Below are 21,014 nucleotides of genomic sequence, written 5' to 3' on the forward strand. Positions count from 1 at the left end.
ATTAAAAGTCTTTACTAAAGACTTTTTTATAAATCTCAAACAATACTATCTATCCTAATTTGGTATTGGGTCTTAATTTTTAGATTAAATTGTTTAAATCAGCCAACCTTTTAACCGTTTAGCTATATGGGGACGCCGCAATTTACGCATAGCTTTACTTTGAATTTGTCGTACTCGCTCACGAGAAAGATTGAACATGTTGCCAACTTCTTCTAAAGTACAGGGTTCGCTAGTTGTTAAACCGTAACGCAGAGAAATTACGTCTTTCTCCCGTGGAGTTAATACATCACCTAATACTTCCCAAATCTCCTGACGCATCATATTTTCGTTCATTTTTGCTTCTGGAGATAGGTTATCTTCATCTTCTAATAAATCCATCAATTCTGTGTCTTCTTCTTTACCAACACGATGGTTAAGAGAAAGTGCTTGACGGCGCAATTGTTGTAATTGACGTAGTTGCTGGACACTAATTTCTAACGCTTGTGCCATTTCGGCTTCGGAAGGATTACGGCAGAGTTTTTGCTTGAGTTCTCGTTGTGCTTTTTTAAGTTTGTTAAGTTTTTCAACAATATGAATCGGTAGCCGGATTGTTCGCGCATCATTAGCGATCGCTCTGGTAATTGCTTGTCTAATCCACCAATAGGCGTAAGTAGAAAACTTATATCCTTTATCTGGATCGAACTTTTCTGTAGCGCGATTTAAACCCATTGCTCCTTCCTGAATTAAATCTAGGAAAGGCACTCCTCGATTCAGATATCGCTTGGCAATAGAAACTACTAATCTTAGGTTCGAGCGAATCATTTTGCGTTTCGCTACTCTACCTTGATACAAACGACTTTCTAATTGCTTTTCGGTCATTTCTAGCTCTGAAGCTACTTCTAGCTTGCTAGGTTCATGTCCCAGTTTTAATTCTAAGGCAGCTTGTAAGTCTCTAATTTCTTCTACAAACTTAACTCGCCGTGCTAACTCAACCTCTTCATCAGGTTTTAGCAACGGATAACGCGCCATTTCTTTAAAAAATGCGCCTACAGCATCATCATGTTCGGTTTTATTGTATCCCGAAGGACGAGCCGCCGCCATTTCATCCCCGTCGCGTTCATCTGATTCTAGATTTTCTATTACAATTGGAGCTTCTTCATCTGCTATTGCATCTAAACTATCGAGTAATGGTTCTTCACTATCAGCAGCATTCTCCAGTATTTCCATTTTTCCCAATTCAACAATATTCATAGTTTCCTTTAGGGATTGTTGTTTTATTTGGTACATAATTTAGTTACAGCTACTCTTTGAGGCTTGGTAGTTTTCCCTAATGGATGAATGCACCCTGTATATAGCAAAGTATAAGTTTTTGCTAATTTTGATTCAGCAATAATAATGTGTATCTGCCTACCAAATCTAGGTTACGGTTAGATGTAACCTATAATTAAACTCGTTTTGACACCCAACAGAACTTTCTATGTAGACTCCCAACAGATATATTCTTCATTTTTTTCTGAATTATCAAATATGTCAAACCCCCTCAAACTTTCTCAACCTTAACAAATTTAAAAATCTCAGCTAACCATCCAGATTTCTTAAACATTCATGTATTTTTCTAAATATCTTTTAATGTCTTATGTCTTGGAAGTGAGTGGCTCAAACGAAAAACTGGTGGTAAGGTTATGCATTCCCGACTTGAATTTACATACATCAATACAAATTACACGAATGGCAGTATAATTTCGGGATGTTCTTATTTGTATAAAAGCATCTCATAAGTATCAAGCATTGAATATCTATCGATAGGCGGAAAAAGGCTACTCCCTATTTAGTAGATAGAGCAACTGTTGTGACAAGAGCCATCATGTTTTTATTTGTATAGTGGGCACCAAATATTTATTGCATGTATAGTAGATACAAATTTGTCTAGTAGATTACATAAGAGGAAACTTATCAAGTATTATGAAGAAAAATAGTATTGAAAAATACCATTAAAATTTAAGAAAATAAAAAATTAAAGTTGAGTTAGCTAGGTGAATTGTGACCAGCTATATGAGGAAAATATTTAACTATAAAGTCAGAAAGTATGTATATTAATGACGTAAATTTATCTCCTTTAGTAGTGGCCGAGTCTAGTGAATCATACAAGTCAGGTGCAACTGTTAATAGATGGGTTGAAGTACTGGTAGACTGTCCAGGAAATTTAGGACTATTTACTTATCGATTGCCAGCCCAGTTAGAAATCAAACCAGGGGATATTTTGAGCGTACCATTTGGGGCACAACAATTAGGAGCGATCGCCATTCGGTTACTGACACAACCAAATATCGATCTAGCACCAGAAAAAATCCGGGAAGTAGAAGATATAGTCAGCGTTGGATTTTTTCCAAGTGCTTATTGGGAATTACTCAATCGAGTTGCAGCATATTACTATACACCCCTAATTCAAACGATCCGGGTTGCTCTACCGCCAGGGTTGCTAGGGCGCTCACAGCGTCGTATCCGCATCATTAAAAACAGAGAAGCACAGGGAAATAATTATTTATTAGCATCTCCCAATCCTTTAGGTTTCCTAACTCCAACTGCGCGGCAAATTTGGGAACTTTTACAAGTGCAACCGACAGGGGACTATAGTTTTGTCTATCTTCAACAAAAAGTCAAATCTGCTTATCGGGGAATTCGCGAGTTGTTGCGATTCGGTTTAGTAGAAAGCTATTTAGAACCGCCACGACTGACTCGACCAAAGCTACAAAAAGCAGTAATACTGACAGCTTTAACTGACCAAAATTTAACCACTCGCCAACGAGAGATTTTGGAAGTACTGCGACGCAGTGGTGGCGAGTTGTGGCAAAATGAACTGCTACAAATTTGCAATGCTAGTTCCTCTATCCTCAAGAATTTGACACAAAAGGGCTATATCGTCATCGAAGAACGGGAAGTATTGCGAACAGAACAAGGGCCAGCATTATTAGGCGATGGTGCTAAATCATTAACTGCTGCCCAAGCTAGCGCCTTAGCAACCATCCAGACACTAAATGGATTCGCTCAAGTTTTGTTGCATGGAGTAACAGGTTCAGGAAAAACCGAAGTATATTTGCAAGCGATCGCACCTCTTTTGAAAGTCGGCAAATCTGCCCTAGTCTTAGTCCCAGAAATTGGACTCACACCCCAGCTAACTGACCGTTTTCGCGCCCGCTTTGGCAATAAAGTCAGCGTTTATCACAGTGCCCTCTCAGATGGTGAACGTTACGATACTTGGCGACAAATGCTCACAGGAGAACCCCAAGTTGTAATCGGCACTCGCAGCGCTGTTTTTGCTCCTTTGCCCAACTTGGGTTTAATTATCTTAGATGAAGAACACGACAGCAGCTTTAAGCAAGACTCACCTATCCCCACCTACCACGCCCGTACCGTCGCCCAGTGGCGAGCAGAGTTAGAAAACTGTCCCCTAATTTTAGGTTCTGCTACCCCTTCGTTGGAGAGTTGGCTGAGTGTCCGAGAGCAGGGGAGCAGGGGAGCGGGGGAGCAGGGGAGCAGGGGAGCAGGGGAAGAAATTATTACTCCTAATTCTTGTACAGAAGCGATTAATCGCGTCTGTCTTTACCTCTCCCTTCCCGAACGCATCAACTCCCGCCCTCTACCACCAATAGAAATTGTAGATATGCGCCAAGAGTTGCAGCAGGGAAATCGTTCTATATTTAGTAGATCCTTGCAAGAAGCTTTGCAAGAGTTAAAACAAAGACAGCAGCAAGGAATTTTATTTATCCATCGCCGGGGACACAGTACTTTTGTCTCTTGTCGTAGTTGTGGCTATGTATTGGAATGTCCCTACTGTGATGTGTCATTGGCATATCATCACACCGAAGAGGGAGCGCCGCAATTATTGCAGTGTCATTACTGTAACTATAGGCGATCGCATCCCAAATTCTGCCCTGATTGTAGTTCCCCTTACCTCAAATTCTTCGGTAGCGGTACTCAGCGAGTGACGCAGGAATTAGCGCGACAATTCCCACAGCTACGCTTGATTCGTTTTGACAGCGATACCACCCGTAATAAAGGCGCACACCGTACTCTACTTACCCAGTTTGCCAACGGCGAAGCAGATTTATTAGTAGGTACGCAAATGCTTACCAAAGGTTTAGATTTACCACAGGTGACACTTGTGGGCGTTGTCGCCGCCGATGGATTGCTAAATTTATCAGATTATCGTGCCAGTGAACGCGCATTTCAAACATTGACTCAAGTAGCTGGACGTGCTGGGAGAGGCGACGATCCGGGTAGAGTGATTGTGCAGACTTATACTTCAGAACATGCGGTAATTGAAGCAGTGCGATCGCACGATTATCAGTCTTTTTCTCAAACAGAATTAGAACAGCGCCAAGCCCTTAATTATCCGCCCTACGGAAGGTTAATTTTATTGCGTTTAAGTAGTCTCGATCCGATTCAAGTGCAGAATACAGCGCAAATCATCGCTACAGCTTTAAGTGCCCAAGAAGAATTAGAAATATTGGGGCCAGCACCAGCGAGTATTTTACGAGTAGCTAATCGTTATCGCTGGCAGATATTGATTAAATTTGTCCCCGATGCATTGCCACAATTGCCAGATTGGGAACAAGTGCGATCGCTTTGTCCGCAATCTGTTAGTTTAACAATAGATGTAGACCCATTAAATATTATGTAATTTTCTCGCTAAATAAATAGAAAAACAGCGTATAGTTCAACTTCTTAGCGATATTCAACCAGATTTTTTAGCTGCTAGAAGATTTATTACTTGCTCAAACAGTTTGATAAGCAGGTGTGCTGGCAAGAAGCTATGTATGTAGAGAATTACGTGAAAAAATACTAAGGCGTAGAACATTAGTGATCGTCATTTATGATAGTACCGACACCTTGGCTATTAGCGAATGTAGCATTTGCCGCCCCATAAAGATTGACAAAAAATGTTTCATTAGGTTCTATTTTATTATCACCTCTAACACCAATACTAATAACCTTACTGGTTTCACCAGCCTCGAAAATAATTGTCCCCAGTCCAAAATTGTAATCTGAGTCAGAATCTTTGGCAGTGCCATCACTCGTGCTGTAATTTACAATTATTCGTTGATAAAATTCACTGGAGAGAGTGACGAGAAAATTAGCATTAGTTATCATCCCTGTAGTGCCTTCATTCACCGATACATTAGAAATACTAATCGCAGGTGGAGGGTCATCATTAGTGATAGTAGCTACTCCCAGGTTATCAACAATTGTAGCGTTTGTAGCACCCAAGAGATTGACAGAAAATGTCTCGTTGGGTTCAGGTTTGTTATCACCTATGACACCAATGCTAATAGTTTTACTGGTTTCACCAGGATTGAAGGTAATTGTCCCATTAGCAGGATTGTAATCAGAGTCAGAAACTTTAGCAGTGCCATCACTCGTGTTGTAATTTACAGTAACCTGCTGAAAACTGGGTTGGGAGAGAGTAACAATAAAGTTAGCGTTAGTTGTTGTACCTGTGTTACCTTCAGTCACTAAGACATTTGAGATACTGATAGTTGATTGGTTGTCATCGTTGATAATCGTACCAACTCCCAAATTATCTGCAATTGTTGCATTTGTCGCACCCAAAAGATTGACAAAAAATGTCTCGTCACTTTCAGTTTGGTTATCGCCTACAACACCAATACTAAGAGTTTTACTAGTTTCACCAGGAGCAAAAATAATTGTCCTATTAGCAGAATTGTAATCAGAGTCAGAAACTTTGGCACTGCCATCACTCGTGTTGTAATTTACAGTAACTTGCTGATAACTGGAATTAGAAAGAGTGATAGTAAAGTTAGCGTTAGTTGTTGTACCTGTGTTACCTTCAACAACTGAAACATCTGAAATGCTGATAGTTGGTTGATTGTCATCGTTAATGATGGTAGCAACTCCTAAGCTATCTGCAAGTGTCGCATTTGTCGCACCCAAAAGATTGAGACTAAATGTCTCATCAGTTTCAAAATTGTTATCACCGATAACACCAATACTAATAATTTTACTAGTTTCACCAGGAGCGAAAATAATCGTCCCATTAGCAGAACTATAATCAGAGTCAGAAACTTTGGCACTGCCATCACTCGTATTGTAATTTACAGTAACTTGCTGATAACTGGAATTAGAAAGAGTGATAGTAAAGTTAGCGTTAGTTGTTGTACCTGTATTACCTTCAACAACTGAAACATCGGAGATGCTAATAGTTGGTTGGTTGTCATCGTTAATGATGGTAGCAACTCCTAAACTATCTGCAAGTGTCGCATTTGTCGCACCTAAAAGATTGACAGAAAATGTTTCGTCAGCTTCAAATTTCTTATCTCCAATGACACCAATACTAATAATTTTAGTAGTTTCGCCAGGAGCGAAAATAATTGTCCCATTAGCAGAATTGTAATCAGAGTCAGAAACTACAGCAGTACCATCACTTGTATTGTAATTTACATTAACTTGCTGATAACTAGGATTAGAAAGAGCGATAGTAAAGTTAGCATTCGTTGTTGTGCCTGTGTTACCTTCAATAACTGAGGCATCCGAGATACTGATAGCTGGTTGGCTATCATCATTGATGATGGTAGCAACTCCTAAACTATCTGCAAGTGTTGCATTTGTTGCACCCAAAAGATTGACAGAAAATGTTTCGTCAGCTTCAAATTTGTTATCTCCAATGACACCAATACTAACAACTTTAGTAGTTTCCCCAGGAGCAAAAATAATCGTTCCCGAAGCAGAATTGTAATCCAAATCAGCAACAGTAGCAGTACCATCGCTTGTGTTATAATTTACAGTGATTTGCTGATAACTGGGATTAGAGAGAGTGATAGCAAAGTTAGCATTAGTTGTTGTGCCTGTATTCCCTTCATTGAAGAAGACATCTGAAATGCTAATAGTTGGTTGGGTATCATCATTGATGATGCTAGCAACTCCTAAACTATCTGTAATGGTCGCATTTGTCGCACCTGAAAGATTGACAGAAAATGTTTCGTCAGTTTCAAATTTGTTATCGCCTGTAACACCAATATTAAGGGTTTTGCTAGTTTCGCCAGGATTAAAAATAATCGTTCCTGAAGCAGAATTATAATCCAAATCAGCAGCAGTAGCAGTACCATCGCTTGTGTTGTAATTGACAGTAATTTGCTGATAACTAGGATTGGAGAGAGTTACAGTAAAATTAGCGTTAGTTGTTGTGCCTGGATTGCCTTCAGTAAGTGAGACATCCGAAATACTAATAGTTGGTTGATTGTCATCGTTGGTAATGTTTACTGTCGCCGAACTGTTAGTAATTGTGGAATTTTCTGGTGCAGCTGTCAGGTTTGGATTACTTAGGGTAAGAATAATATCTTCATTGGTTTCAAATATATTGTCACCCAAAACATCGACTGTAATTGTCTTTGTCTTTTCTCCAACAGCGAAGTTTAAAGTCCCAGATGCAGTAGTTCCTCCATTTGTAACTTGAATATTGTTATAGTCACTGCCAAAACTTGCCGCACCACTAAAAGCATAATTTATGGTACTAGCTACGCCAATACCACCACTGCGAGTAACCGTGAAGCTAACAGCTTGAGTACCGCTATTACCTTCAATTAAATTTGAGGTAGGGGTAGAAATTGCATATTGAATCGAATCATTAGCAGCAATATTTAGAGTACTTTCAGTTATTGTCCCCAAATCAGCCCCTATTAACGTGCCGAAGTTGAGTACAACTGTTTCTGCATTCTCAGGTAAATCGTCTGGGTTAATAGTAAAAGTAATTAGCTTTGTTAAATTTGAGCCTGTTGCCCCAGCAGCAAAAGAGATGGTAGTGGGAGAAAAAGTGTAATCGTTGCCACTAGTAGCGGTGCTAGTATTTTTGATGACAATAGGAACTGTGACAGCCGTTTCAGGAGAGGCATCTAAGGTAACAGGAATTGTTACTATAGTCGCGGTACTATCTTCTGTTGTATTGTACGTAGCAGCACCAAAGCTAACTTTTGGCAGCACATATTCAAATGCTCCAATGTCAAGTCTGCCGCTTTCAATACGGTTAAAACCCGTGCCGCGTTGGTCAGTAGTTAAGCCACCGCTATAAGTGGGATTGCCAGCATTCCTGGCAGGACTGTTAAAGTCTAAAGCATGAGTTTGTGTAGAACCCCCGTAATTTCCTAGCGGTTTCAGTCCAGGGTTGGGGTTAATAATATCTGTACCCGTACCCAAAGTCCCAGATGATTTACCAGTAATTTTGCCAATCAGGTTGTAAGCATTACCATTGAAGTTGCTACCATAGACATCTGCTCCTTGATTACCAGGATCGATATTGCCAGCAATAATGCTATTGCTGATGTTCACAGTGCCGCTATATTTATAAATGCCACCACCATCACCTTGGCCACTGTTATCACTATCAGCGATATTCCCAAAAATAGTGCTATTGCTGACTGTGGCATTGCTAGTGTAGATGCCGCCACCATAAGTTTTAGCTGTATTGCTGGAAATAGTGCTATTGCTTAAGGTGAGATTACTACTACTGTAAATGGCGCCACCGTTGGTGTTCGCCGTGTTGCTGGAAATGGTGCTATTGCTGATTGTGGCGCTACTGCTGTAGATACCGCCACCATTAGTGTTTGCGGTGTTGCTGGAAATAGTGCTATTGCTAAGTGTGACACTACTGCTGTAAATGGCGCCGCCAGCGTTGGCGGTGTTGCTGGAAATGATGCTATTGCTGAGTGTGACACTACTGTTGCTGTATATCCCACCACCATCGTTATTTCCTGCATTTCCCCCAGTTATCTTCAACCCATCAATAGACAGGGAGGCACTAGCATTAAAAACACGGGAAGCATTGTTACCACTGATGGTGAGTTTATTAGCCCCAGTTCCTTGAATTATCACTCCTTCAGTAATATTCAACTCCCCAGAAGTCAAGGTAATGGTGTCGGGGGTAGCATCACCGAATATCCCAGTCGTATCAAAGATGATTGTCTCAATCCCTGGATCGTTATTGGCATTGATAATAGCTTGTCTTAACGAGCCAGCACCGCTGTCATTGGTGTTAGTGACTATATAGGTGGTGTTATCCACTTTGACAGATACATCGTCGATCGCTAAACCGTGATCGTTGCCGCCATCATCTATGTCTTCCCAACGCAATATAATTTCTTCACCGTTAGCGATTGGGGTAGCTAAGGTAATTGTTACAGGTGTGATGACAACTCGATTGGCACTTTGATTACCATTTAGGGCAGCTACGGTTGCACTTGCAATTGGCCCAGTGAAATCTAGCGATGTGACGGGCGTCCATGTTCCTGTTATCAAACTTGTGAGAGTTGACCCAGTTTGATAACTAAATTTCAGCTGTTGCGGCGATGTATTATTACTATTACGCCATTGTTCACCCGTATAACCTACTTGCAACTGAGTAATTGGTGAACCTGTATTATTTTGGAGGCGCAACCCATAATAAATAGTTCCTGTACTAGCAGAAGCTATAGAACCAAGTGCCCGATCTACAGCAGTGGTACTAGTACCAAAACTGTACAATCCACCTGTATTATTAGTGCCACTACCAGCGTTGTAAGTTGTTCTTGTAGCATACCAACCTGAAATAGTTGAATCATCGACCCAAGGAACAGATGTTCCGAAACTAGCTAACGAGTTAAAGTTTTGAGAGTATGTGCCAGTAAAACTAGCTGGCAAAATAGATTTGTAAGCCTGTATTACTTCCGGTTGAAATGCTAGGGAAGCCTCAATTTTCCCTGTCTTCACCTCTAAATCCCAGTCGCCACCTAAAGCTGCACTTCCTGTTTTATTACTGGAAGCGGCAACATCTGCCCCAGTAATTCGGCTAAGAATTTGCACAAATTTCGTGCCTTCACCGTTGGCGACATCACAGCCATAAAGTAGGATATCAGCGTTATCAGTTAAAATACTTGCCCATTTTCGTAATTGATTTGCATAACTATTGAGGTTAGTAAGGCTAAGGTAAGTTGACCCCAATTGCAAACTCCCCTCACTGCCGTGGGAGACGATGTGAATTGATTGAACTGAGTTAGGTTTACATCCTGCCAAAAACTCAGTGATTTGGGTTATACCGTCTCGACTATGGTCAAGGATAACGACTTCGCTACCCAGTGTGATCCCAGCTACTAAGCTTTGATAATCAATAACTTCACTATCTATAAAAACAATATTTTTGCTTACTTCCAGTAAGTTTTTCAGAGAATTAGTTTGGTTTTTAATATGATTATTTCCTGACTGTTTATTCATAACTTTTATCCTTTGATAAAACTATAGATTGATTAAGATATTTTTCAGATAAGGAATTTCCAGAGAATAAGTTATCCCTCTTGTGGGGTGGGCAGGAAAGCCCGCCCTGAATATAGGATCGGTGAGGACACCCATCCCACAAAAAAATTTGGGATATTTTTTTATTTGTCAGTTACTAAGTAGGGTAATATTGAAAAAAGTGAAACAAAATCTTGGTGATTACTTCTCTGCGAGACGGTCCGCAAACGCTTTACTTTGTTTTGCTCATAATGACATTTCACATTTAATTGGATTGAGCTATTTATCAGCGTTATTCCAAAAGTGTTTTTGTGCTAATTTTCTAGAAGTTAAAAATTGATAAACCCGGTTTATCTAAATAAATCGGGTATAGCTGCTCTATCACCGCCGTGGTGTATTAGTAAGTGATAAAATAGTTAGCGTTTAAAGTGGATGCCGTAATTCCAGTTAACAGAGCAAGACTTTCGTTAGTGGAAGTAACCTTAATTAAGGTATCTTTACCGCTCTGAGTAATAGACAAACCTGAATAGCTCAACCCACCTGATAAAGCAATCAAATCTTCACTAGTGTTGAAGTCTTTAATGGTATCTCTACCTTCACCTTTGGCAAGCACAAAGATATCATTACCTGCACCGCCTGTAAGAATATCAGTACCCAAACCGCCGTAAAGTTGGTCGTTTCCGGCTCCACCAACAATTACATCATTACCAGCAAAGCCAAAAATCAAATCGTCTGAGCTAGTTCCCTGTAAGGAGGTATCAGCCTTGGCTGAACCTGTGATAATGCTATTAACTTGGTTGCCATTTTTTATGTTAACGACATCAACATCGTTGGGGTTGAGATTGTTATATTTAGCATCACTACTAACTGCTGCGCTAGTAATAATTTGGTAAGCAGTGTTGTCATCTGCAACACCATCATTAACACCTGTAACCGTAATTGTTTGAGGTGTATTCCAGTTAGCTGCATTAAAGGTAACGTTGGAAACTGAAACAGTACCTTCATTGGGATTGGAACTACTCAAACTTAAGCTGACATCCGCAGTGGGTTGACTAGTGAGTCGAATACTAAAATTAGCWSTRCCCCCAGCTTCGCTAGTTACTAGTGCAGTTGTGGGAGAGATAGTAAAACCTGCTATATCGTCATCAGTAATAGTACCAKTAGCTTKGTTRTCAGCAATGSTGGCATTGGTGGGRTTAGTCAGATTGACAAAAAAGCGCTCGCTTGATTCAACAACGAAATCATCAACAATTGGTACGGTAATTATTTGACTAGTAACTCCAGGGTTGAAAGTCAGGGTTCCTGTGACTGGGGTGTAATCACCAGGTGCGATCGCAGTATCGTTACTAGTGTTGTAATCGACTGTAATGACGTTATTGCTAGCGTTGGAGAGTTTGACGGTAAAAGCAAGACTGCCGCTGCCTTCACTGCCGCTTTTATCTGCGATGGAGATACTAGGTGCATTGTCATCATCAACTATAGTGACTGTAGCTGGAGTGATCGCACTTGTTTGGTTGGGATAACTTAGGTTGAGATTAACAGTTTCGTCAGCTTCAGTGATTTTATCACCCACAACATTTAAGGTAATAGCCTTTGTTGTATCACCAGCAGCGAATTTTAAAGTCCCAGATGAACTACCTGTGACACCTGCAACTTTAACGCTATTGTAATCACTGTTAAAAGTTGCTGTCCCATTCAGAGCATAATTTACACTAGTAGCAACAGTAGTATCACCACTGCGAGTTACGGTGAAGGTGACTGTTTTGCTACCACTATTACCTTCAGTTACAGTTGGGCTAGCAGTTGAAATCGCGTAATTGACATTAGCACTAGGAGCAAAGTTACTGTCACCAATGTGATTTAATGGTTGCCCAGCAAAGCTTGCAGATGATGTTTTAGTACCAGTACCTAATGTCAAATTTGGCGCTGTGCCAGCGATTGCACTTGCCACCCAATCTGAGGCTGTTGAACCTGTGGTATCACCCGAACGCCCTACATATCCTGGTATAAATGAGGTATTAACAACTGTGGCATTCGTTGGAATTGAACCGCCAGCACCTTTTCTAAATACAATCGAGCCATAAGCTTTGTCTGTAGTTCCGCCATCTAAAACAGAAACTGAATCCAGCACAGTCCAATTTGAATAAGTATTACCATCAGCAATACCATCGTTATTTGAGTCAATATCATTAGTAAGGGTGGGTGCAGTGGCAGTTTGAATCAGGAAGAAGCTAACAGATCCACTTTCGATATCGTTTGCACCCATGTGACCAATTGAACTTGAGGCTCCGTTCCCCCATCCAGCTCCAGTTCCAATATTAGTTATTACATTTGCACCAGGTTTGGCTGTATAAGTACTGCCTTTTTGCAGTAGAACCAGAAACCCATTACTACCAAATTGCTTACCAGACAAATCAAAAATATCTTGAACAGCGCCAGGATTAGGGGAGCCAGAATCACCTTCAATTCCAACTAAATAAGTTCCAGCTGCTAGAGTCGTACCGGGAGTGCCACGCAGTTCAATATATTCTTTGGGGATGTCTGTAGCTGGAGGATCAAAAAGAATTTCGTTGATTACTGTTGGTACAGGAATCACTTGATCGTCGTTAATAATGTCTATTTGAGCTGAACTATTAGTAATTGTGGAACTTGCTGGTGGAGTTGTAAGATTGGGGTTAGTTAGAGTAACAATAATGTTTTCATCAGATTCAATTGTTTTGTCACCCAAAACATCGACTGTAATTGTCTTTGTTGTTTCCCCAACTGCAAAGCTTAAAGTCCCTGATGAAGCAGTTCCACCATTAGTAATTTGAATATTGTTATAGTCACTATTGAAAACTGCTGTACCACTAAAAGCATAATCTACTGTACTGGCCACACCAATACCACCACTGCGAGTGACGGTAAAGCTAACAGATTTAGTACCGCTATTACCTTCAGTCAAAGTTGGGGTATTAGTGGAAATTGCGTATTGAATCGCATCGTTAGCAGCAATATTGAGAGTAGTTTGAGTAATTGTCCCTCCAACAGCCCCCGTCAATGTGCCGAAGTTGAGTACAACCGTTTCCGCATTTTCAGGTAAATCATCTGGGTTAATGGTGAAAGTTACCAGTTGGGTTAAATTTGAACCTGTTGCTCCACTGGCAAAGGTGAGACTAGTAGGGGAAAAAGTGTAATCATTGCCACTAGTAGCGGTACTAGCGTTGTTGATAACAATAGGAACTGTAACATTAGTGTTGGGAGTGGCGTCTAAAGTAACAGCGATAGTTACTACAGTGGCAGTACTACCTTCTGTAGTGTTATAGCTAGCAGCACCAAAGTTAACTTTTGGAGGTATATAGCCACCACTGGAAGTTGTATTCAGTAGCACTGAAACGTTATTAGAGCCTGAATTAGCCACTACTAAGTCAAAGTCATTGTCTTTGTCGAAATCCCCGACTGCCAAGGAATTCGGAGTGTTTCCAACGCCAAAATTAGTAGCAGTATTAAAACCACCAGTACCATTGCCCAAAAGTATTGAAACATTGTCTGAGTCGGCGTTAACCACCGCTAAGTCAGAGTTGCCGTCATTGTTTAAGTCTCCCACTGTCACAGAATAAGGACTGCTGCCGACGCTAAAATTGCTGGCACCTCCAAAACCACCACTACCATTGCCCAACAGCACTGAAACATTGTTGGAGGAAGTGTTAGCCACGGCTAAGTCAGAGTTGCCGTCTTTGTTGAAGTCTCCCACTGTTATGGAAAAGGGAGTGCTTCCCACACCAAAGTTAGTGGCAGTACCAAAGCCACCACTCCCATTGCCCAACAGCACTGAAATACTATTGGAGCCTGCATTTGCTACCGCTAAGTCAGACTTACCGTCTTTGTTGAAGTCCCCCACTGTCACAGAATAGGGATAGTCTCCCACACCAAAGTTAGTGGCTGCACTAAAACCACCACTGCCACTGCCCAACAGCACTGAAATATTGTTGGAATTTACATTAGCCACTGCTAAATCAGAGTTGCCGTCATTGTTGAAATCTCCCACTGTTACGGAATAAGGACTGCTTCCCACACCAAAGTTAGTGGTAGTACCAAAGCTACCACTGCCATTGCCCAACAATACTGAAATACTGTTGGAATCTGCATTAGCCACGGCTAAGTCCAAGTTACCATCATTGTTGAAATCTCCAACTGTCACGGAAATGGGACTGTTTCCTACACCAAAGTTAGTGGCAGCCCCAAAACTACCACTGCCATTGCCTAACAGGACTGAAACGTTGTTGGAGTTAATGTTAGCCACGGCTAAGTCAGAGTTGCCATCATTGTTGAAGTCCCCAACTGTTACAGAAGGGGGATTGCTTCCTACGCTAAAGTTGGTGGCAGGTGCAAATAATGAGGGTAATATTGAGCGATAAGCCTTTGTAACCTCTGGTGTCAAGGCTAAGTCTGACTCAATGGAGCCAATCTTCACTTCTAAATCCCAGTCACCACCCAAATCGGCATTACCTGTGATGTCATCAGAAGCAGCCACATCTGCGCCTGTGATTTGGCTTAGACGCTGTACAAAAGTTCGATCTCCTGATGCTACGTTGCAACCGAAAAGCAGAATATCGGCATCATCAGTTAAATAATCTCTCCACTGTTGCAACTGATTGCTGTAGGAGTTCAAATTATTGGCATTAAGTTGAGTTGACCCTAGTTGCAAACTACCTTCGCTGCCGTGGGAGATAATTTGAACTGATTGGTATTTGCCACCTTGCAAAGCTTGAGTGATTTGTTCTACTCCATCCTTTGTGGAGTCAAGGATTACTACACTAGTGTTAGGTTTGATGCCAGCAATCAAACTTTCGTAGTCGATAACTGCTCCGTCAATAAAAATAATATTTCGATTTGCCATTTGTAGTTCCTCTGTAAAGTTATTTGGGATTTAGAAGTTTGTGTTTTCGTAGTTGCACAATGATTATTGGTAATAGATAAAATTTGGCAACTCAAAATTGATGACTTTAGTCACCCTGCAATAAGCAGGAAGCAAATGCTTAAACATTCGCTTCCATCGGTGAATAAAATTGATAATTTAACCTCTTTTTACTTAGGTAAAATAAAAAAGTTTGATATCATAACTCAGTACAAAATTAGGCTAAAAATATAATAATTCCTACAGTATTATTACTGTAATAATTAAGGTATCTTGAAAATAAATGGTCTAAAAGTCATATTTAATTGTGTAAAATATACTTAGTAGGGTGTTAAGGCTAAAATGTTGGATTATGGTTTGATTATGGGATAGGTGAGGACACCTATCCGGGCTGTGTTTCCAGCCCACCCCACAGGAGCTAAATTTTATGCACAAGTTGTGTTAATGCCATTTGATTTGACAATGTACGCTTTCTTACCATTTTTTGGGCGATCGCCCGTGATGGATGTTAAGAAACAGAATTATTTTTTAGCACGCTAAACTATTTGAATATCTAAATTTAGTGAAAAACCAATAAGCTTATTTTTAAGAATGGCAAATCTATAATCTTGGAAGAATAAAAAACCATTTAGGCGCTCTTTGAATCCCTATGAAACTCAGGTTCACGTTAATGTTTAATCCCCCGATAGCCAATCCTGAGTCACTTTATACCCATCACACTTTTTTTGTTCATACTGTTGACATGGTTGATGAACACACGTTATAAACTTTGAAGAAAATTAAATCAGTCTGCCTAATCCACTTTATTACCTAAAAACTTTTTTAACGGTAAACCGGAGCGGAGGAACCAACTTTGGGGCGTATCTTGCAGAAAATGAGGAGTTTTAAAGTTACTAAATAAATAGCTCATAACTTGCAACTCATAACTTTCTCAAGAAGGACATCTCTCAGTCTTAGCCCGTCAGCTAACTTCGTCGGCATTGAGGGGAGACTGAACGAGCAGCATTCTTACAAGTAATGTCTTGTTCTCGTCAGTGTCCTTTGGCTGGTAACTTTGCACTTAGTTGTACTTGCCCTTGGCCTTGAAGAAAGGATTAATATTACCTTTATTTCTGGCGTTTGAGGCAGGATTATTTACCTTGAGGTAAAGTTCAACCATGTTCCAGAATAACAAACATCGAATTGCCCTAATTTCTGTTGATGGTGACCCAGCTATTGAAATTGGTCAAGAAGAAGCTGGAGGTCAAAATGTATATGTGCGTCAAGTAGGTTATGCACTAGCAAAGCTTGGTTGGCAAGTGGATATGTTGACTCGTCGTAGTAGTCCCCAACAAGCTGCGATCGTTCAACACAGCCCAAACTGTCGTACTATTCGGTTAAAAGCTGGCCCAGCTGAATTTATCGGGCGAGATAACTTATTTGAGCACTTACCTGAATTCATTCAAGAATTTCAACAATTCCAGCAGCACCAAGGGTTCGGTTACTCCCTAATTCATACCAACTATTGGTTGTCTTCTTGGGTTGGTATGGAATTGAAAAAGCTGCAACCCTTGATTCAGGTACACACTTACCACTCTTTAGGAGCGGTCAAATACAGAAGTATTGGTGATGTTCCGGTAATTGCTGCTCAACGATTAGCTGTAGAAAAAGCTTGTTTAGAAACTGTAGACTGTGTGGTTGCTACGAGTCCGCAAGAGCAAAAGCATATGCGGGTACTCGTTTCTAGCAAGGGGAAGATTGAGATGATTCCCTGTGGCACCGATACTGACAAATTTGGAGAAGCTCAGCGGTCTGTAGCGCGCGAAAAATTAGGAATTGCACCAGATGCCAAGATAGTTCTCTACGTTGGTCGCTTCGACCGCCGTAAAGGAATAGAAACCTTAGTCAGAGCCGTTGCCAAGTCTAGTTTCAGAAATGAAGCTAACTTCCAATTAGTAATTGGGGGTGGTAGCCGTCCCCATCAAAGTGATGGCATCGAACGCGATCGCATTGCCAGCATTGTCACCCAACTCGGACTAGAAAATTGTACAACCTTTGCCGGTCGCTTAGATGATACTGTCCTTCCCTTATACTACGCTGCCGCCGATGTCTGTGTAGTACCGAGTCACTATGAACCTTTTGGTTTAGTTGCCATTGAAGCAATGGCCAGTAAGACTCCAGTGGTCGCTAGTAATGTTGGTGGATTGCAATTTACTGTTGTACCAGAAGTCACAGGGTTACTTGTACCCCCTAAAAATGAAGTAGCTTTTGCTGGTGCAATAGACCGCATTATTACTAGCCCAACATGGCGAGACCAGTTAGGTGAAGCAGCTCAGCAACGTACAGAAATTGCCTTTAGTTGGTATAGTGTGGCATTCCGACTAACTCAACTCTATACTCATTTTCTAGCTCAAACCGCATCCAATAACCGACCTCAGATTGCAGCTTAATCAATAGTTATCAATATAACTAGTAACTGATTTAACTATTCAACCTGGTTAATTAGGGAGTTAAAACCATGCTAAACATTGGAGATTATGCTTTGCATCGAAAAACAGGGCAGGTTGGTCAAGTTTTAGGTTATGGACATCAGTTAATGGATGGAGTTTACGTAACCACCCTAAAAGTTAGAATCAGCAAGTCTCAAGGAACTCCTCGTCAAAGCAGATTTGTGGAAGATACTTATTCTACTTGGATGCTGACACAGGCAACCTAAATTAGGGACTTCCACATCAAAAATACCCAATTACTTCTTGCGGGGTGAGTCTCTAGTTTGTCTTTAACCAAAAGCGGACAATATGTCCACCCAGCAAGAGGCAAAAATCAGGAGATTAAAAAATTTCACTGGTCAATCATAGCGATCGCACGTGACCATATAATCGCTTAAATCCTTTTATCATCAGCGTTTACCCTTTACAAATAAGTCTAATGGAATGTCCCTTCTACTTTAGAACCTATTTGGGATCTATATCTATGTTGAAATTAACTCTCTAACGTGTGCTGCGGAATCTTGTTGTAATGCTGATGCCGCGATCACCTCACTTTCTCCTAAACTTAACTGATGAATCGCTTGTTTGATTGCAGGTATACTTTGGGGATTAACGCTCAATTCATCCAGCCCCAAACCTAATAAAATTGGTGTCGCTAAAGGATCTGCTGCTAATTCACCACATAACCCGACAGAAATTCCTGCCGCATGGGCAGCTTGAACAGTTTGCTGTACCATCCTTAACACTGCTGGATGTAGGGCATCAACTAAATTTGCCACACGTGGGTTAGTGCGATCGCCTGCCATAATATATTGACTCAAGTCATTGGTACCGATACTAAAGAAGTCTACTTCAGCAGCTAACTGCTCAGCCATCGCCACTGCTGAGGGCACTTCTATCATAATCCCCACTTTTATTGCTGTATCGAAGGGGATACCAGCTTGATGTAGTTCAGCTTGCACTTCACCCAGAATTACTTTAGCCGCACGCACTTCGGTTACAGTGGCAATCATCGGCAACATAATTTTAATTTGGTGTCCGACACTAGCTCTCAATATTGCCCGCAACTGAGTTTTGAAAAGTTCTGGATGACCCAAGCAAAAACGAATTCCCCGCCAACCTAAGAATGGGTTGGCTTCCGGAAACTCTACCCTGAAATATGGAAGTGGTTTATCACCGCCGATATCCAAAGTCCGAATCATCAGCGGACGATTATCTAAAACTTCAGCGATCGCTTGATACACTCTTAATTGTTCTTCTTCAGTCGGGGCGCTGGTTCTATCTAAATACAAAAACTCGGTGCGGAGTAGTCCTACACCTTCGGCACCGTTAGCTACAGCAACTTGCACATCACTGATACTACCAATATTGGCAAAAACCTCAACTTGGCGACCATCACGAGTAATTGCTGGCTGGTGTGCCGTGGTTTGTGCTTGCTGTTGGGCAGTTTGCCAAGCTTCTCGCTTTGCTTGAAGCTGTTCTCGGATATGTGAGTTTGGTTCTACCCAAGCTTTGCCGCTTTCACCATCGAGTGCCATCAGCGTACCATCTGCCAAGTGCAATACCTCGGCATCTACTCCCAAAACCGCGGGAATACCCAAGGTGCGAGCGATAATTGCACTGTGGGAAGTGGCACTACCAGAAGTTGTACAAATTCCTAGTACCTTTGTCCGGTCTAGTCCAGCGGTATCCGAAGGCGTTAAATCGCTGGCTACTAAAATCGCTGGTTCTTGAAGATGCAAGTCGGCAGGGGCATTCCCAGTTAGTAATCGCATCACCCGAAGCCCCACATCCACAACATCGTCAACTCGCTCTTGCAAATAAGAGTCCTCAAGTGTGTGGTAGGAAGACGCCACTCGATCTACTACGGCTTGCCAAGCAGCTTCGGCATTAATCTGGTGTTCTAAGATATACTCATGAACTGCTTCTAAAAGTACTGGATCTTCTAAAAATAGTAATTGAGCATCAAAGATGGCGGCTTCAGCATCACCAATTTGAAAAGATGCTTGGGAGAACACCGCCTGAATTTGTTGTCGGGCAATCTGAATTGCTGCCTGTAACCGTTGCCACTCTGTTTCAACATCATCTACGTTGTATTGCGTAAACGAAATCTGAGTGGGTTGATAATGAACAACGGGTGCGATCGCCACTCCCCCAGAAGCCGGAATTCCCGAAAGTTCGCCCTTAGTTGCTGGGGTAACTTCGTCTTGCCAAACTGCTGGATAATTAACAGCAGTATTATCTTCTCCAAAGTTAGTGGCAAACAATACTTGCAATGTTGCTAGTGCTGCATCTGCATCAGAGCCGCTAGCAGTAATCAGCAATTCGTGTCCTTGACGCACGCCCAAAGTTGTGACTTGGTTAATACTGTCACCTCGGACTAATTGAGTATTTTTAGTTAAATTCTGTACCAATATTTGAGATTGAAACCGAGCTGCGGTTGCCACAAACTGGGCTGCGGGACGAGCGTGTAATCCTAAGCGATTGCTGACAATTAGATGGATTTCTCTAGGGGGAGATTCTGGATGCGATGTTGAGATGTTGCTATCCCCAATCGACAACGGACTACTAACTCCACTTAATTGAGTTGCTTTTGCTACTAATGCACCCCGTGCTTCTGCCATCACTTGCTGAATATCTCTACCAGCCGCCGCAGCCACCACAGCAGCGATCGCACCTTCCACTAAAGGCGCTTCACACAAATATACTTTTTGCCGTTGTGCTGTTGAAAGAAACTCCAGTGCCATTTCTGCACTCAGCAAAGCACTACCCAAATCCATTAACACCAAAACACCATCTTCACAGAAAACAGCGGCGATCGCCTCACTAACCTGGATGGCATCTGTACCCAAAGGATTTTCAGGATCTTCAATACCTGCTGCAATAGCGATCGGCACTTCACCCTGAACCATCTGTATGGCGAGTTCCCGCACACCGAGAGCTAATTGTTTACTGTGAGAAACTATGACAATTCCGACCACTGCCACACCGCCAATCTAATTGAAAGGTTTGTGATTAGCCAGTTATCCATTTCATTTTCCCATTTTGCTACAATCCAACTGCCCGAAAATATTCCCGTCTTTGGAGCTAAAAACTCGAATAAAATAGCCCTCTTTTACAGAAATACGTGGTCTCCACTCATAAACCCCATCGCTAGCAGTACAAGAAGAAATGTTTTGGATAAGTTTGTTCCCATAGTACAACTTAATCGAGACATCGCCATCAAGATTGTCTCGCCACAATATTAAATAAGGCTGATCTTTGTTTGCAAGCACTTTACTCGCTGGCTGGCTGAGCAAGATTTTTGACGCAACCTGATTTTTAATTTTCTTACGAAATCCTCAATAATGAGGAACTCCTACTTTTTAGTGTAAGGGGTTTAAAATCTGTGAAAG

At 41.4% G+C, this 21,014-nt stretch carries 8 protein-coding genes and 1 riboswitch; of the genes, 4 read left to right on the top strand and 4 right to left on the bottom strand.

Annotated features, from left to right (window positions below):
• Positions 1 to 93: 93 nt before the first annotated feature.
• Complete coding sequence (locus FCR06_RS26975; RefSeq protein WP_138505251.1) at positions 94 to 1,266, bottom strand: RpoD/SigA family RNA polymerase sigma factor; 1,173 nt, start codon at positions 1,264 to 1,266, stop codon at positions 94 to 96.
• Between the two features lie 799 nt (positions 1,267 to 2,065).
• Here FCR06_RS26975 and priA point away from each other — a divergent pair.
• Positions 2,066 to 4,660: a primosomal protein N' gene (gene priA / locus FCR06_RS26980; protein ID WP_138505253.1), complete on the top strand. Its 2,595-nt coding sequence runs from the start codon at positions 2,066 to 2,068 to the stop codon at positions 4,658 to 4,660.
• A gap of 176 nt (positions 4,661 to 4,836) precedes the next feature.
• Here priA and FCR06_RS26985 read toward each other — a convergent pair whose 3' ends face one another.
• Both FCR06_RS26985 and FCR06_RS26990 read right to left on the bottom strand, forming a co-directional pair.
• Complete coding sequence (locus FCR06_RS26985; protein WP_138505255.1) at positions 4,837 to 10,236, bottom strand: Calx-beta domain-containing protein; 5,400 nt, start codon at positions 10,234 to 10,236, stop codon at positions 4,837 to 4,839.
• Between the two features lie 415 nt (positions 10,237 to 10,651).
• Positions 10,652 to 15,133 carry a DUF4347 domain-containing protein gene (locus FCR06_RS26990; protein ID WP_138505257.1) on the bottom strand — a complete coding sequence of 1,494 codons (4,482 nt, stop codon included), beginning with the start codon at positions 15,131 to 15,133 and terminating at the stop codon, positions 10,652 to 10,654.
• Positions 15,134 to 15,523: 390 nt separating this feature from the next.
• Between FCR06_RS26990 and FCR06_RS33050 the strand changes: the two genes are divergently transcribed.
• From FCR06_RS33050 to FCR06_RS27000, 3 genes are all read left to right on the top strand, one after another.
• Positions 15,524 to 15,691 (top strand): hypothetical protein, encoded by a 168-nt coding sequence (locus FCR06_RS33050; protein WP_223280312.1) that lies wholly within the window; start codon positions 15,524 to 15,526, stop codon positions 15,689 to 15,691.
• A 242-nt stretch (positions 15,692 to 15,933) separates the two neighbouring features.
• A riboswitch (cyclic di-AMP (ydaO/yuaA leader) is annotated at positions 15,934 to 16,146 on the top strand.
• Between the two features lie 162 nt (positions 16,147 to 16,308).
• On the top strand, positions 16,309 to 17,580 hold the full coding sequence (locus FCR06_RS26995; protein WP_138505260.1) for a glycosyltransferase: 1,272 nt from the start codon (positions 16,309 to 16,311) through the stop codon (positions 17,578 to 17,580).
• Between the two features lie 68 nt (positions 17,581 to 17,648).
• Positions 17,649 to 17,846, top strand: coding sequence for a hypothetical protein (locus tag FCR06_RS27000; RefSeq protein ID WP_138505261.1), 198 nt, complete (start codon positions 17,649 to 17,651; stop codon positions 17,844 to 17,846).
• Positions 17,847 to 18,101: 255 nt separating this feature from the next.
• On the opposite strand, the gene ptsP is transcribed toward FCR06_RS27000, so the two are convergent.
• Entirely contained in the window at positions 18,102 to 20,600 is a 2,499-nt protein-coding gene (ptsP, locus tag FCR06_RS27005) for a phosphoenolpyruvate--protein phosphotransferase (RefSeq protein WP_189523595.1), read from the bottom strand.
• Positions 20,601 to 21,014 lie beyond the last annotated feature (414 nt).

The sequence above is a fragment of the Nostoc sp. PA-18-2419 genome (assembly GCF_005869855.1).
Taxonomy (GTDB): domain Bacteria; phylum Cyanobacteriota; class Cyanobacteriia; order Cyanobacteriales; family Nostocaceae; genus Nostoc.